A 13,494-nucleotide genomic window follows, 5' to 3' on the forward strand; every position below is an offset into this window, starting at 1 on the left:
GTTCGGCGGCCTGATCACATCGGGGATGCCCCCTGAGCACCCCGGAGTCCTCGGGCCTGACGGGTGCCACGAGGCCCTCGGCTCGGGGTTCTCCCCGAGGGGACCCTGACCGCGCCGGACGGGTGCTGAGGAGACAGCCGGGGACAAGCCTGCTGGTGTCGGCCCTCGTGGCGTGTGACGATCGTTGTGATGAGCCAGCCAGCAGCCGCGCCTCCGGGCGGGACCTCCGCGAACGGAGGCCCTCCCGCGTCGCCGCCTGGGCAGGGCACGTCTGACGGGAGCCCGTGGCAGTACAAGGGGTGGGGTCCGCAGGGACCCGGGCAGTATCAAGGCCCTTACGCAGCGTACGCCGCCCGCCAGGCCGCAGCCGGCGCTCAGACGGGACAAGGTGCCGGTGGTCAGGCTTTCGGCGGCCAATCCGGACAGGGATCCGCCGGGCCGGCGAACGGCGGGCCGACTGGGCCGGCGTACTCCGGTCCGGCCGGGCAACCCGGGCAGCCGCGGCAGCCGTCCGAGGCGCCACCGGTCCGCCGGGCGTACCGCCGTACGGAGGGACGGGTCATCGCCGGTGTGGCCGGCGGGGTCGCGGATCACCTGGGTGTGTCCGACACCGTCGTCCGGTTGGTGCTGATCGCGACCACGGTGTTCGGTGGGTTCGGCGTACTGATCTATGCGGCGTTGTGGTTCCTGATGCCGCTCGCGCCGGCGACCGTGCCGGCCGCGCCGGGGCTGGCCGCGCACACCCGAAGTGGAATGCGCTCCGACGAGCCACCGCCGGTGACCGAGGCCAAGGCGCGGAAGCGGGAGAAGAGCCGCGGCCAGGTGACGGCCCTGGTGGCGATCGGGATCGGGCTGCTGCTCCTGCTGCAGGTCGCCGGGCTCGGGATCGCCGGGAAGTTGTTCTGGCCACTGGTGTTCGCCGGCACCGGTCTGGCACTGATCTGGCGGCAGGCCGACGAGAGCCAGAAGGCCCAGTGGGCCCGGGACGTCCGCGTCCCGATCCTCGGCGTCGTGCTCGGCAAGGGCGGCTGGAAGTCGCTGATCCGGATCGCCGTCGGCCTGATCCTGATCGGCACCGCGATCACCGTGTTCCTGGTGCAGAACGGCCGGCTCTCGATGGTCGGCGACGTACTGGTCGCGTTGCTGCTGGCCGTGGTCGGGATCGGTGTCATCGCGGGGCCGTGGGTGCACCGGCTGACCCGCGACCTGAACACGGAGCGTGCCGAGCGGGTCCGGTCGCAGGAGCGCGCCGACATGGCCGCCCACCTGCACGACTCGGTGCTGCAGACGCTGGCGCTGATCCAGAAGCAGGCCGACGACCCCCGCGCTGTGGCCCGGCTGGCGCGCTCGCAGGAGCGTGAACTGCGGTCCTGGCTGTACGACGAGGACGACAACACCGACCAGACACTCGCCGGCGCCGCCAAGCGGGCCGCTGCCGAGGTCGAGGACTCGCACGGCGTACCGGTCGAGGTGGTCACGGTCGGGGACTGCGACCTGACCGAAGGACTGTCGGCGATGGTCCGGGCCGCGCGGGAGTCGATGGTGAACGCGGCCAAGCACTCGGGTGCGGCGAAGATCGACGTGTTCGTCGAGGTGGACGGGGACCGGGCGGAGATGTTCGTCCGGGACCGGGGCAAGGGCTTCGAGGTCGACGAGGTGCCCGACGATCGGCTCGGACTGCGGCACAGTGTGATGGGCAGGATGGAACGGCACGGCGGCCGCGCAACGGTGCGGTCCGATCCGGAGACAGGGACCGAAGTGCGACTGGAGATGGACAGATGAGCAGCAGGCGCGTTGTCGTCGTCGACGATCACGACATGTTCCGGGCCGGGGTGCGCAGCGAGATCGGCGCGTCGGTCGACATCGTCGGGGAGGGATCAGACGTCGACACCGCGGTGAAGGCGATCGTGGGCACCGAGCCAGACGTCGTACTCCTGGATGTGCACCTGCCCGGCGGCGGTGGCATCGAGGTGATGAAGCAGGTGCACCAGCGGCACCCGGACATCAAGTTCCTGGCGCTGTCGGTGTCGGACGCGGCCGAGGACGTGATCGGCGTGATCCGGGCCGGCGCGCGTGGCTATGTGACGAAGAACATCAGCGGCACCGAGCTCGTCGACGCGATCAACCGCGTGGCCGACGGTGACGCGGTCTTCTCGCCGCGGCTGGCCGGCTTCGTCCTCGACGCCTTCTCCGGCGCGATCGACATCGCCTCCGTCGACGAGGACCTCGACCGCCTCTCCCAGCGCGAGCGCGAGGTCCTGCGCCTGATCGCCCGCGGCTACGCCTACAAGGAGGTCGCCCGCGAGCTCTTCATCTCGGTGAAGACCGTCGAGACCCACGTCTCCTCGGTGCTGCGCAAACTCCAGCTCTCCAACCGCCACGAACTGACCCGCTGGGCGACCGACCGCCGGCTGGTCTGACCGGTCAGCGGTTCGCCGAGGTGTAGGGCAGGAGCGCCATCTCGCGCGCGTTCTTGATCGCGCGGGCGATCTGCTTCTGCTGCTGCACCGACAACCCGGTCACCCGGCGGGACCGGATCTTGCCGCGGTCGGAGATGAACTTCCGCAGCAGCGCGGTGTCCTTGTAGTCGATGTAGGTGATGCCGTCGCGATCGAGCGGATTCTGCTTCGGCTTGCGCTTGCCGGTCGGGGCCGGACGACGAGGCATGGGACACCTCTCCTTTGTTGAATGTCGTTTTCATTTAGCATAACGCAAGGGCTCGCCGGTGGCGGATTCCGGACAGGGCGTGGATTCGCCACCCCGGCTGAGGCGGTACCGGCTTGGTCGCTGTTATACCGTCGACTGCTATGGAGCGGAATCTCACAGCCGAACAGCTCGCGCTCTTCGAGAAGGAGTTCGCGTCGAACCCGCAGTACCGGGTGATGCAGAACGCCGTCACGCAGACGCCGGTCAACGCCATCGCCCTGGACCGACAGGTGGTCACCTCGATCGACCACTCGGTGTCCCACCTGCTGGATGACTGGAAGGTGACGAACCAGAAGAAGAGCGGCCGTTGCTGGCTGTTCGCCGGGCTGAACCTGCTGCGCGCCGGCGCGGCCGCGAAGCTCGGGGTCAAGGACTTCGAGTTCTCCCAGAACTACGTGCTGTTCTGGGACAAGTTCGAGCGGGCCAACTTCTTCCTCGAGGCGATCATCGACACCGCGGACCGCGACGCCGACGACCGGACGGTGGCGCACCTGCTGTCCGACCCGATCGGTGACGGCGGCCAGTGGAACATGTTCATCGCGGTGGTCCGCAAGCACGGCCTGGTGCCGAAGACGGCGATGCCGGAGACCGAGAGCTCGTCCTCGACCGGGCAGATGAACGACATCCTGCGCAAGGTGCTCCGGCAGGGCGCTCGCGACCTCCGGGCGCTGGACGGCGCGGAGGCGCGACGCGATCGCAAGCAGGAGATCCTGACCACGGTGCACCGGGTGCTCAGCATCCACCTCGGCACGCCGCCGCAGAAGTTCCTGTGGCAGTGGAAGGACAGCGACAAGGGCTTCCACCGCGACGGCTGGACCACGCCGGCCGAGTTCGCCGCGGCGTACGTGCAGCTCCCGGTCGAGGAGTACGTCTGCCTGGTGCACGACCCGCGCGAGACCAGCCCGGTCGGCCGGACCTTCACCGTCGACTACCTCGGCAACGTCATCGACGCCCCGCCGGTGGTGTACCTGAACGTCGACATCGACCTGATGAAGCGGCTTACCCAGGACGCGATCGTCGGCGGCGAGCCGGTCTGGTTCGGATGCGACGTCGGCAAGCAGATGAACGCCGACCTCGGCTACTGGGACGCCAAGCTGTACGACTACGGCTCGGTCTACGACACCGAGTTCAGCCTGAACAAGGCCGAGCGGCTGGTGCACCACGAGACGCTGATGACGCACGCGATGCTGTTGACCGGTGTCGACGTGGTCGACGGCGAGCCACGGCGCTGGCGGGTGGAGAACAGCTGGGGTGACGAGAAGGCGGACAGCGGCTTCTGGACCATGAACGACTCGTGGTTCGGCGAGCACGTCTTCGAGATCGCCGTCCGGCGGTCCGCCCTGCCGGCCGAGTTGCAGGCGCGACTCGACGACGAGCCGATCGTGCTCCCGGCCTGGGACCCGATGGGCGCGCTGGCCGACTGACGATTCCCTGACGACGTCCCCGGGCCGGGTCCGGGGACGTCGTGTCGTTCAGAGGCTCCGCAGCGCCGCGACAATGCGGTGGAGCGGCCGGTGCCTGGGCCGGAGCGTCGCCGCCCGTCCCTGCGGGCGGCTGGCTGCGACGTTCGCCGCGCGCAGCTCCAGCTCGTCGTTCAACGGCCGCAGCTCCTCGACGCCGTACCGCCGCCTCAGCGCGGTTAGCAGGAGGTGGTCCGCGAGGACCGGGTTCTTGGGCAGGACAGGGCCGTGCAGGTACGTGCCGATGGCGTTGCCGGTGACCGCTCCCTCTTCGCCGCTCGAGCCGTTGTTCCCGAATCCCTGCACAACCGTGCCCAGCGCCTCCTGGCCCGGGTCGAGCACGGTCCGGCCGGAATGGTTCTCGAATCCGACCAGCCGTCCGAACGGGCTTTCCAGGACAATGTTCCCGATCATTCTGTGCGGGCCGCCGACGGTCGCCGACCGGAAAATTCCGAGCCCCGGAACATGTCGTCCGTCGCTGGTGGTGAATTCCCGGCCGAAGAGTTGGTAACTGCCGCAGACCAACAACATCGGAACGCCGTCGTCGACCATCCGGTGTAATTCCGGGCCGCGTTCCAGAAGATCTCCGGCGGAAACCAGTTGCCCGGAATCCTGGCCACCGCCGCCGAAGACGAGATCGACGCTGGAGAAATCCACCGGCCGGCCGGCCTCGACCGGTAGCACCTCGGCCCGGTAACCGCGCCATTCCAGTCGTTTCACCAGCGTGATGACATTTCCCAGGTCGCCGTAGACGTTCAGGTCGCGGGGATAGAGGTGGGCGATCCGTAGTGATCTCATGCGTGCGCGTCCTGAAGGGGTGCGAGCCGGCCGAGCACCTTGCGGATCTGCAGCATCGCGGTGTAGGTCGGCAGAATGTAGGCGTCGCCCCCGGGCGGCAAGCCGGTCAGCAGGCTGGCGATCCCGTCGTCGAAGCTGGCCGCCACCGAGACCTCGGTGCCGGCGTAGTGCATCCGCAGCGCCATGTCCTGCGCCCGGCTCCCCGCCGTGACGACCTCGGGTCGTGTGGAGGCCAGCGCCTCGAGCGGCACGTCCCACAACCAGGAGACGTCGCGGCCGTCCGCGGCCAGGTCGTTGACCGCCATCATCACCCGCGGTCGCCGCCGCCCGATCAGGAACGTGTCCAGCACCTGGGTGAATCCGGTCGGGTTCTTGATCAGCAGCAGCCACAGGGTTCTGCCCTGGACGTCGACCTTCTCCACCCGGCCGAACGCCGCTTCGGTGGTCTCGAGTGCGCGCCCGGTCACGACCGGGTCGAGACCCAGTCCGGTCGTCACACTGACGGCCGCCACCGCGTTGTAGAGGTTGTAGGTTCCCGACAGTCCGGACCTCATCTTCACCGGTACGCCGTCGGCGGTCACGGTGAAGTCGGTGCCTTCGGGATCGGTGTGCTCGACGCTGGTGACCGCGACGCCGGGAGTCGGCCGGGAAAAGTCGCCGCGCGGGCAGGCGTAATGCCCGAGGTGGCTGTAGAAGGTCCGGCTGAACCGTAGCCGAGTGCCACACTTCGGGCAGCGGTCGGAGTCGGTGACGGCTTTCGGCGCCGTCTCCGGCCGGCTCGGAAGTCGTTCGATCCCGAAGTAGGTGGCCATTCCCGGGTCGGCCGCCGAATCGGCCAGACTCGCGACCAATGCGTCGTCGGCGTTCAGGCAGACTCGCGCGTCGGTCGCGGCGATTCCCTCGACGAGCAGTGCGGCAGTGGTGTCCACTTCGCCATAACGGTCGAGTTGGTCGCGGAACAGATTCAGTACCACGATCTGCCGCGGCCGGACCTCGGGTGCGACGAGGCGCAGGCAGGCCTCGTCGACCTCGAACAGACCGATCGTCGCGCCGATCCGTCCGTCCAGATCGGCCGCCCCGATCAAGGCCGACGTGACACCACTGCGCAGGTTTGCGCCGGTGCTGTTCGTCAGCACCTGCTCGCCGTTGCTGCGTAATGCCGCGGCGATCAGTTTGGTGGTTGAGGTCTTTCCGTTCGTGCCGGTGACCAGAATGATCCCGTTCGGCAATTTCGCGGACAATCTTCCGAGCAATTGCGGATCGAGTCGATCGGCGATCGTCCCGGGCAGTGACTGGCCGCCGCTGCCGAGCAGGCGACACATCGCGGCCGCTAACTTGGTGATCGCGAGTACGGCTCTTTCGCGCATACAAGAATTGTAGGCGGGGCCGTCAATGGAAACTCAGCGTCTACTCAGGCGCACCTTCTCAGTGATTACTCAGAAATGCGCGCGGATCAGCCCGGGCGCAGCCGCCGGACGCTCGAGGGTCGGCAGGTGGCCGGCCCACGGGAGGTCGATCCGCTCGACGTCCGGCAGGCGTTCGGCGAGGTACGTCGCGCAGTTCGCGAAGAACTGGAAGTCATGCGCGCCCGTGATCAATCGCACGGGCGCGCTGATCTTCTCCGGCTCGACGGCGTACTCCTCGTTCTCCACGTCGTCACCTGCGGCCAGCTGGAGTTCGTAGGCCCGCTTCTGCATGGTCCGGAGCAGCTCTCGCGCGTCGTCATCCGCGTCCGGCCCGATCCAGCTCCGCACCATCAGGTCGGTCGCGCCGTCGACATCGGCGGCCTCGATCAGCTTGTTCTCCTCGGCCCAGACCGCGCGCAGGTCCTCGGTCGGCTCGACGTTGTCGGTCGGCGCGCAGATCAGCACCAGCCGGCTGAACCGCTCCGGCGCCCGGCTGGCCATCTGCTGCACGACGTACCCGCCGAACGACGCTCCCACGGCCTGTACCGAGTCGACGCCCAACTCGTCGAGCAGCGCGAGCACATCACCCGCATCCGAGTACTTGGCGCCGGCCTCCAACGGGGTCTCGCCGTACCCCCGCAGATCGACCGTGATCACCCGGTGGTCCTGCTGCAGCTCCGCCACCTGCCGAGCCCACATCCGCGCATCCGCCACCCCGGCATGCACCAGCAACACCGCCGGCCCGTCACCAACCACCGCATGAGAAATCGTCATGCACGCACCCTCGCTGGTCCGGCGTACGTGTGCAAATGGGATTAGGGCAGGCGGATGACGGTGAAGGCTTCGGCGTAGTGGTTCGGGGGGAGGCCGGCGCCGGCGGCGATCTGGGCGGACCAGGTGCGCATGTGGCCGGGAAGGGTGTCGGGGTCGCGGTGCTGGCTGGTGTGCGACATCAGGGCGGCGAGCTTCTGGTCGAAGGTGTCGGTGATGTCGACGTAGTGGTTGCGCTCGGGGTGCCCGAACATCCAGAGCTCGTCGACGTTCCAGGCCTCCTCGGTGAGCTCGGGGAAGGCGTAGGGGTTCCCGGCTGCCGGGTAGAACGCGCGTACGGTCGCCTCCGCGGTCGCGAGGTGGTCGGGGTGGGACACCGGGAGCCGGGCCCACCAACGCTCCGGTGACTGGGTCAGCAGCCGCTGCGGCCGGACCTGGCGGATCAGCCGGCTGATGTCGCGGACCAGGTCGCGCGTCGGCTCGACCGATCCATCGGCGTACCCGAGGAAGTGCAGGTCGGTGACGCCGACGTGCCGGGCGGCCGTGGTCTGCTCGGCCCGGCGGACCGCGGGGATCTCGGCCCGGTCCCGCTCCGGCTCGAAGCCACCCTCCTGACCGTCGGTGACGATGCAGTAGTGCACCTCGATCCCGGCCTTGGTCCACAACGCGACCGTGCCGGCCCCGCCGAAGTCGATGTCGTCCGGGTGCGCGACCACCGCCAGCACTCGCTCGATCTCGTGGTCCGGTCGCGGATTCCCCTCAGGCACACTCACAGCACCGACCCTAGCCTCTTGCCTGGCACGGCAAGCTGGTCGTGGGAGGGATCGATGGAACTCGGCGGCGCGTGCGAACCACAAGACGTCGGGCTGGACGCTGCCCGGCTGGGTGAGGCGATCGAGCTGGTCGAGGCCCGTGGCGCGATCGCCCAACTGTGTGTCCTCCGCGACGGGCAGGTGGTGATCGACCGGAGCTTCGGCTGTCCGCCGGACGCGTTGTTCTGGCTCTTCTCCGCGAGCAAGCCGTACGTCGCGATCGTGATCCACCAGCTCGTCGAGTCCGGTCTGCTCCACCTGGACGACGCGGTGGCGGCGTACTGGCCCGAGTTCGCGGACAACGGCAAGCGGGAGATCACCGTGCGCCAGGTGCTGCGGCACCGCTCCGGTGTGTCCCACGCGGGCTCGTACCTGGGTGAGGCCCGCGCGATGACCGACTGGCATCGGTCACTGCAGCGGATCGAGGAGGCTCGCCCGCAGTGGCCGATCGACACGGTCGCGTACAGCCCGCTGGCCTTCGGGTTCATCCTCGGCGAAGTCGCCCAGCGCTGCAGCCGCCAACCGATCGACGAGCTGCTCTGGCGCTCAGTGCTCGAACCACTCGCCGTCACCGACACCTTCCTCGGACTCCCCGCCGACGAGTGGCCCCGGCATGTCCCGGTGCGGGCCGGCGGACCCGTCGGCCCATTCGTCCAGTCGGTGGTGAACCGTTACAGCACGCGCGCGGCCGTCATACCCTCGGCCGGGATCTCCGCCACCGCACGGGACCTGGCCGCGCTGTACCAGGCCCTGCTGTACGGCGGAGTCGGGCCGGCCGGCCGGATCCTGCGGCCGGAGTCGATCGCGCTCGCTGTCGAGCCCAGCAGCGACGGTGAGATCGACCGGACCGCGCGGGCACCGGTCCGGTGGTCACAGGGGTTCCAGCTCGGCGGCCCGCGGTCGGTCCCCGGAGGGACCACACCGCTGGGGACGACGAGCGGCCCGCGGACGTTCGGTCACAACGGCAGCTACTGCTGCATCGGCTGGGCCGACCCCGACCGGCGGATCGCCTACGCCTACCTCACCAACCGCGTCGGCCGCCCGCAGGCTGACCACGTCCACCACGCCGCCGTCGCCGACAAGGTCATCGCCGCCGCCGGATGATCACGCCGGCCGCCGGATGATCACGCGAGCGCCGCGATCGGCGCCCGCTCCACGATCACATGGTCGATGATGCCGTAATGCCGTGCCTCTTCAGCCGTCAGCACGTGGTCCCGGTCCGTGTCGTGCCGCAGCTGCTCGACCGTCTGCCCGGTGTGGCGCGCCAGGATCGACTCCACCTGCCCGCGGACCCGGACCACCTCGTCGGCCTGCAGGATCAGGTCCGGGATCGTGCCCTGCCCGCGCGCGGCCGGCTGGTGCAGGACGACCCGGGCATGCGGCAGTACGGCGCGACGCCCGGTGGCACCCCCGGCCAGCAGGACCGCACCGGCCGCGATCGCCTGACCGACGCAGAACGTCGCGACCGGCGACTGGATGTACTGCATGGTGTCGTAGATCGCGAGCATCGCGGTCATGTCGCCGCCCTCGCAGTTGATGTAGAGGTTGATCTCCTGCTCCGGCTTGTCCACCTCGAGATGCAGCAGCTGGGCGATCAACGCGTTCGCGACGCCCGCGTCGATCGCCGTACCGAGGTAGATGATGCGCTCGCTGAGCAGGTGCGAGTAGACGTCCATGATCCGCTCGCCCCGCGGGTGCTGGGCGATCACGTTGGGAATCGTGTAGCTGCTCATCCACGTCCTCGCTTCGCTCCGGGCGCGGATGAGACACGAGATGCGCTGTGCTTGATGGTGAACTCACTTCGTTCGTTCATTACGCGGCCGCCTTCGGTTGGGGCATCACTTGGTCGAACGACTCGACGATGTGGTCGATGAAGCCGTACTGACGGGCCTGTTCGGCGGTGTACCAGTGGTCGTGCAGGGAGTCCTCGTGCACGACGTCGAACGGCTGCCCGGTGTCCTCGGCGATCAGCGCCAGGACGGTGTCCCGGATGTGCCGCAGGTCGTTGGCCTGGATCTCGATCTCCACCGCGGACCCGCCGATGCCGGCCGATCCCTGGTGCATCAGAACCCTGGCGTGCCGCAGTGCGTAGCGTTTGCCCGGCGTACCGGCCGACAGCAGGAACTGCCCGGCGCTGCAGGCCAGTCCGATCGCCAGCGTCGACACGTCGCACGGCACCAGCCGGATCACGTCGCGGATCGCGAGCATCGACGGCACCGAACCGCCGAGCGAGTGGATCCACAAGGCGATGTCGGCGTCCGGGTCCTCGGCGGCCAGGGTCAGGATCTGGGTCGCCAGCAAGGTCCCGTTGTCGTCGTCGAGGGTTCCGTCCAGTACGACGATCCGCTGCCCGAACAATCGTTGCCGGGCCGCCTCGTTGAACAGCGGTGGTTTGTTGTCTTCTGCCATGTCCTCAACCCTGACCGGGCGGACCGGCCTCACCCCAGCTTTTCTGCTGACGGCAAGTCTGCCCACAGAAGATCCCGCTCAGCTGTCCGGGCGGAGTGCGCGGCCGAGGATGTGAGGGGCGGCCGGGTTGGGGCCGGTGGGTGGGAAGTTGAAGCGGTCGAGTGTGGTGATGGTGAAGCCGGCCGTCGTGATGGCGGCGGCGGTGTCGCGGTGCAGGTGGCAGCCGCCGGACAGCGGTGGATAGATAGTCGCGTCGAGGACCTTCTGTACGCCGCGCAGCCGGCCGGATGTGGCGACGACGTGCTCGTAGAACCGCAGCTCGCCACCTGGTCGCAGCACCCGGAAGGCCTCGGCGAGCGCAACCGCCTGGTCCGGGACCGAGCACAACACCAGCGACGCGACGACGGCATCGACAGCGCCGTCGTCGAGCGGCAGCCGTTCCGCCGTACTGTTGACGACTTCCACCCGGACCGGCGCGGTGGTCGCGTGTCGCACGGCCTTGGCGCGTAGGTACGCCTCCGGCTCGACCGCCACCACCTCGGTCACCTCCGGCGGGTAGTGGGCGAAGTTGCCGCCGTCGCCGGCGCCGACCTCGAGCACCCGGCCGGCCAGGTCGCGCAGCAGCCGCCGCCGGTGCTCGGCCACGCCCTGCTGGTCCAGCGTCGGCCGCACTCGCGCGTACAACCGAGCGAAAACCGGGTGCGCCATGACCACCCACGATAGAGGGTGTGACGCGCGGTTCGAACCGGCGTTCGGTAAGTGTCGGAGCGAGCGCCTAAGGTGTTGGGTGATGACTACGCTGTTCTCGCCTGACGAGCTCCCGGTGCCGCTGGAGGAGCCCACCAAGCATCGGACCGACCCGGAATCGCTGCTGGACGGGCTCAATCCGCAGCAACGGGCCGCCGTCGTGCACGCCGGCAAGCCGCTGCTGGTGGTGGCCGGTGCGGGATCCGGCAAGACCCGGGTGCTGACCCGGCGGATCGCCTACCTGCTGGCGGCCCGCGACGCGCACCCGGGATCGATCCTCGCGATCACCTTCACCAACAAGGCCGCCGCCGAGATGCGCGAGCGTGTGGTGGAGCTGGTCGGTCCGCGGGCGAAGCTGATGTGGGTCTCCACCTTCCACTCGTCCTGCGTCCGGATCCTGCGTCGCGACATCAAGCGGTTCGGGATCAGCTCGACGTTCTCGATCTACGACGACACCGACTCGCGCCGGCTGATGACGCTGGTCTGCCGCGAGCTCGACCTGGACGTGAAGCGGTACAACCCGCGGGCCGTGCTGAACTGGATCAGCACCCAGAAGAACGAGCTGATCGACCACGAGACGGCCGCGGCGAAGACCTCGAACCACCTCGAGGAGACGTACGCCGAGTGCTACCGGATCTACCAGGAGCGGCTGGCCCAGGCGAACGCGCTGGACTTCGACGACCTGCTGATGACCACGGTCAACCTGCTGCAGGCCTTCCCCGAAGTCCGTGAGTACTATCGCCGCCGCTTCCGTCACGTGCTCGTCGACGAGTACCAGGACACCAACCATGCGCAGTACTCGCTGATCCGCGAGCTCTGCGGCGAGGACGAGCCGAACTACAACGGCCCGACCGCGCCGCCGGCCGAGCTGATGGTGGTCGGCGACTCCGACCAGTCGATCTACGCGTTCCGCGGTGCGACGATCCGCAACATCCTCGCCTTCGAGGAGGACTTCACCGGCGCCGAGACGATCCTGCTCGAGCAGAACTACCGCTCCACCCAGAACATCCTGACCGCGGCGAACGCGGTGATCAGCCGCAACGAGGGCCGGATGGCGAAGAACCTCTGGTCCGACCAGGGCCAGGGCGAGCAGATCGCGGTGTACGTCGCCGACAACGAGCACGACGAGGCGCAGTTCGTCGCCGACGAGATCGACCGGCTGACCGACGCCGACGGGGTGAAGCCGTCCGATGTCGCGGTCTTCTACCGGACCAACGCGCAGTCCCGGGTCTTCGAAGAGGTCTTCATCCGCACCGGCCATCCGTACAAGGTGGTCGGCGGCGTCCGGTTCTACGAGCGCAAGGAGGTCCGCGACGCGCTCGCGTACCTGCGCATCCTGACCAACCCCGAGGACACCGTCTCGCTGCGCCGGATCCTGAACGTGCCCAAGCGCGGCATCGGCGATCGGGCCGAGGCCGCCGTCGAGGCGCTCGCCGCCCGGGACCGGATCTCGTTCGCCCAGGCGCTCCGTCGTGCCCAGGACGCCCCGGCGATGGCGAGTCGCTCGGTGAACGCCGTCCAGTCCTTCATCGACATCGTCGACGAGCTGACCGCGATGGTCGACTCGGGTGCCCCCCCGGACGACATCCTGGACGTCGCACTGCACCGCTCCGGGTACTACGAGGAGCTGCAGAAGTCACCGGATCCCCAGGACGAGACCCGCCTGGAGAACCTGGACGAATTCATCTCGGTCGCGCGCGAGTTCGTCGAGGAGCGGACCGCGGCCGGCGAGGCAGCCGACCTGCAGGCGTTCCTGGAGCGGGTCGCGCTGGTCGCCGACGCGGACCAGATCCCGGACGCGGCCGACGACGGCGGCGTGGTCACGCTGATGACGCTGCACACCGCGAAGGGCCTGGAGTTCCCGGTGGTGTTCCTGACCGGGATGGAGGACGGCGTCTTCCCGCACTCGCGGTCGCTGACCGACCTGAAGGAGCTCGAGGAGGAGCGCCGGCTCGCGTACGTCGGCATCACCCGGGCCCGGCAGCGACTGGCGATCTCGCGAGCCGCTGTGCGCTCGGCGTACGGCGCTCCGCAGCACAACCCGCCGTCCCGGTTCCTCGAGGAGATCCCGGCCGAGTTGCTCGACTGGCGCCGCGACGAGTCCGCGATTACCCGTTGGTCCGGCACCGGGACGACCCGGGGCAGCGGCATCTCGAGTCGCTACGAGCCACCGCGGCGGACGGCGTCCGACAAGCCGGTGATCAGCCTCAACCCGGGTGACCGCGTGGTCCACGACACCTTCGGCATGGGCACGGTCGTGGTCGTTCGCGGCGACGGTCAGCAAGCCCAGGCAGACATTGACTTCGGCTCAGAGGGTGTCAAGAGGTTGCTGCTGCGCTACGCACCGGTAGAGAAGATCTGACGGCCGGGCCATATCTCCGTCAA

Annotated in this window: 13 protein-coding genes; 5 read left to right on the plus strand and 8 right to left on the minus strand. The window is 68.8% G+C overall.

Translation table 11 applies throughout. From position 1 onward, the window contains the following. The first annotated feature begins 189 nt into the window (after nucleotides 1–189). Nucleotides 190–1,782 (plus strand): ATP-binding protein, encoded by a 1,593-nt coding sequence (locus tag OG555_RS19735; RefSeq protein WP_329484376.1) that lies wholly within the window; start codon nucleotides 190–192, stop codon nucleotides 1,780–1,782. Further along, nucleotides 1,779–2,420, plus strand: a complete 642-nt coding sequence (locus OG555_RS19740) for a response regulator transcription factor (protein WP_328523943.1) — start codon at nucleotides 1,779–1,781, stop codon at nucleotides 2,418–2,420. The genes OG555_RS19735 and OG555_RS19740 overlap by 4 nt, the downstream gene beginning before the upstream one ends. A gap of 4 nt (nucleotides 2,421–2,424) precedes the next feature. Here the strand turns inward: OG555_RS19740 and rpsR are convergent, their stop codons facing one another. Then, a complete protein-coding gene (gene rpsR, locus OG555_RS19745) occupies nucleotides 2,425–2,667 on the minus strand; it encodes a 30S ribosomal protein S18 (protein ID WP_328523942.1) in 243 nt (80 codons plus the stop codon). Between the two features lie 140 nt (nucleotides 2,668–2,807). On the opposite strand from rpsR, the gene OG555_RS19750 reads away from it, so the two are divergent. Continuing rightward, on the plus strand, nucleotides 2,808–4,130 hold the full coding sequence (locus tag OG555_RS19750; protein WP_329484377.1) for an aminopeptidase C: 1,323 nt from the start codon (nucleotides 2,808–2,810) through the stop codon (nucleotides 4,128–4,130). A 48-nt stretch (nucleotides 4,131–4,178) separates the two neighbouring features. On the opposite strand, the gene OG555_RS19755 is transcribed toward OG555_RS19750, so the two are convergent. The 4 genes from OG555_RS19755 to OG555_RS19770 form a co-directional block, all read right to left on the minus strand. Continuing rightward, on the minus strand, nucleotides 4,179–4,964 hold the full coding sequence (locus OG555_RS19755; RefSeq protein WP_329484378.1) for a type 1 glutamine amidotransferase: 786 nt from the start codon (nucleotides 4,962–4,964) through the stop codon (nucleotides 4,179–4,181). After that, nucleotides 4,961–6,331 (minus strand): Mur ligase family protein, encoded by a 1,371-nt coding sequence (locus OG555_RS19760; protein WP_329484379.1) that lies wholly within the window; start codon nucleotides 6,329–6,331, stop codon nucleotides 4,961–4,963. Before OG555_RS19760 ends, OG555_RS19755 begins: the two co-directional genes overlap by 4 nt. A 69-nt stretch (nucleotides 6,332–6,400) precedes the next feature. After that, on the minus strand, nucleotides 6,401–7,144 hold the full coding sequence (locus tag OG555_RS19765; protein WP_329484380.1) for an alpha/beta fold hydrolase: 744 nt from the start codon (nucleotides 7,142–7,144) through the stop codon (nucleotides 6,401–6,403). Between the two features lie 41 nt (nucleotides 7,145–7,185). Further along, the gene (locus OG555_RS19770; protein WP_329484381.1) at nucleotides 7,186–7,914 is read right to left on the minus strand and encodes a PIG-L deacetylase family protein; all 729 of its coding nucleotides are present in this window, start codon (nucleotides 7,912–7,914) and stop codon (nucleotides 7,186–7,188) included. Between the two features lie 54 nt (nucleotides 7,915–7,968). Between OG555_RS19770 and OG555_RS19775 the strand changes: the two genes are divergently transcribed. After that, a complete protein-coding gene (locus OG555_RS19775) occupies nucleotides 7,969–9,057 on the plus strand; it encodes a serine hydrolase domain-containing protein (protein ID WP_329484382.1) in 1,089 nt (362 codons plus the stop codon). Nucleotides 9,058–9,077: 20 nt separating this feature from the next. Here the strand turns inward: OG555_RS19775 and OG555_RS19780 are convergent, their stop codons facing one another. From OG555_RS19780 to OG555_RS19790, 3 genes are all read right to left on the minus strand, one after another. Beyond that, nucleotides 9,078–9,686, minus strand: coding sequence for a ClpP family protease (locus tag OG555_RS19780; protein WP_329484383.1), 609 nt, complete (start codon nucleotides 9,684–9,686; stop codon nucleotides 9,078–9,080). 79 nt (nucleotides 9,687–9,765) lie between these two features. Further along, a complete protein-coding gene (locus OG555_RS19785) occupies nucleotides 9,766–10,362 on the minus strand; it encodes a ClpP family protease (protein ID WP_329484384.1) in 597 nt (198 codons plus the stop codon). Between the two features lie 78 nt (nucleotides 10,363–10,440). Next, nucleotides 10,441–11,070 (minus strand): class I SAM-dependent methyltransferase, encoded by a 630-nt coding sequence (locus OG555_RS19790; protein WP_329484385.1) that lies wholly within the window; start codon nucleotides 11,068–11,070, stop codon nucleotides 10,441–10,443. 82 nt (nucleotides 11,071–11,152) lie between these two features. Here OG555_RS19790 and pcrA point away from each other — a divergent pair, with 82 nt between their 5' ends. After that, nucleotides 11,153–13,471: a DNA helicase PcrA gene (gene pcrA / locus OG555_RS19795; protein ID WP_329484386.1), complete on the plus strand. Its 2,319-nt coding sequence runs from the start codon at nucleotides 11,153–11,155 to the stop codon at nucleotides 13,469–13,471. Nucleotides 13,472–13,494 lie beyond the last annotated feature (23 nt).

The sequence above is a fragment of the Kribbella sp. NBC_01484 genome (assembly GCF_036227145.1).
Taxonomy (GTDB): Bacteria; Actinomycetota; Actinomycetes; order Propionibacteriales; family Kribbellaceae; genus Kribbella.

Bases quoted from the DNA above. Each gene is read 5' to 3' on its own strand.
- OG555_RS19780 (WP_329484383.1), bottom strand. From the start codon at position 9,686: ATGAGCAGCTACACGATTCCCAACGTGATCGCCCAGCACCCGCGGGGC.
- pcrA (WP_329484386.1), top strand. From the start codon at position 11,153: ATGACTACGCTGTTCTCGCCTGACGAGCTCCCGGTGCCGCTGGAGGAG.
- OG555_RS19785 (WP_329484384.1), bottom strand. From the start codon at position 10,362: ATGGCAGAAGACAACAAACCACCGCTGTTCAACGAGGCGGCCCGGCAA.
- OG555_RS19775 (WP_329484382.1), top strand. From the start codon at position 7,969: ATGGAACTCGGCGGCGCGTGCGAACCACAAGACGTCGGGCTGGACGCT.
- OG555_RS19760 (WP_329484379.1), bottom strand. From the start codon at position 6,331: ATGCGCGAAAGAGCCGTACTCGCGATCACCAAGTTAGCGGCCGCGATG.
- OG555_RS19740 (WP_328523943.1), top strand. From the start codon at position 1,779: ATGAGCAGCAGGCGCGTTGTCGTCGTCGACGATCACGACATGTTCCGG.
- OG555_RS19765 (WP_329484380.1), bottom strand. From the start codon at position 7,144: ATGACGATTTCTCATGCGGTGGTTGGTGACGGGCCGGCGGTGTTGCTG.
- rpsR (WP_328523942.1), bottom strand. From the start codon at position 2,667: ATGCCTCGTCGTCCGGCCCCGACCGGCAAGCGCAAGCCGAAGCAGAAT.
- OG555_RS19790 (WP_329484385.1), bottom strand. From the start codon at position 11,070: ATGGCGCACCCGGTTTTCGCTCGGTTGTACGCGCGAGTGCGGCCGACG.
- OG555_RS19750 (WP_329484377.1), top strand. From the start codon at position 2,808: ATGGAGCGGAATCTCACAGCCGAACAGCTCGCGCTCTTCGAGAAGGAG.
- OG555_RS19755 (WP_329484378.1), bottom strand. From the start codon at position 4,964: ATGAGATCACTACGGATCGCCCACCTCTATCCCCGCGACCTGAACGTC.
- OG555_RS19735 (WP_329484376.1), top strand. From the start codon at position 190: ATGAGCCAGCCAGCAGCCGCGCCTCCGGGCGGGACCTCCGCGAACGGA.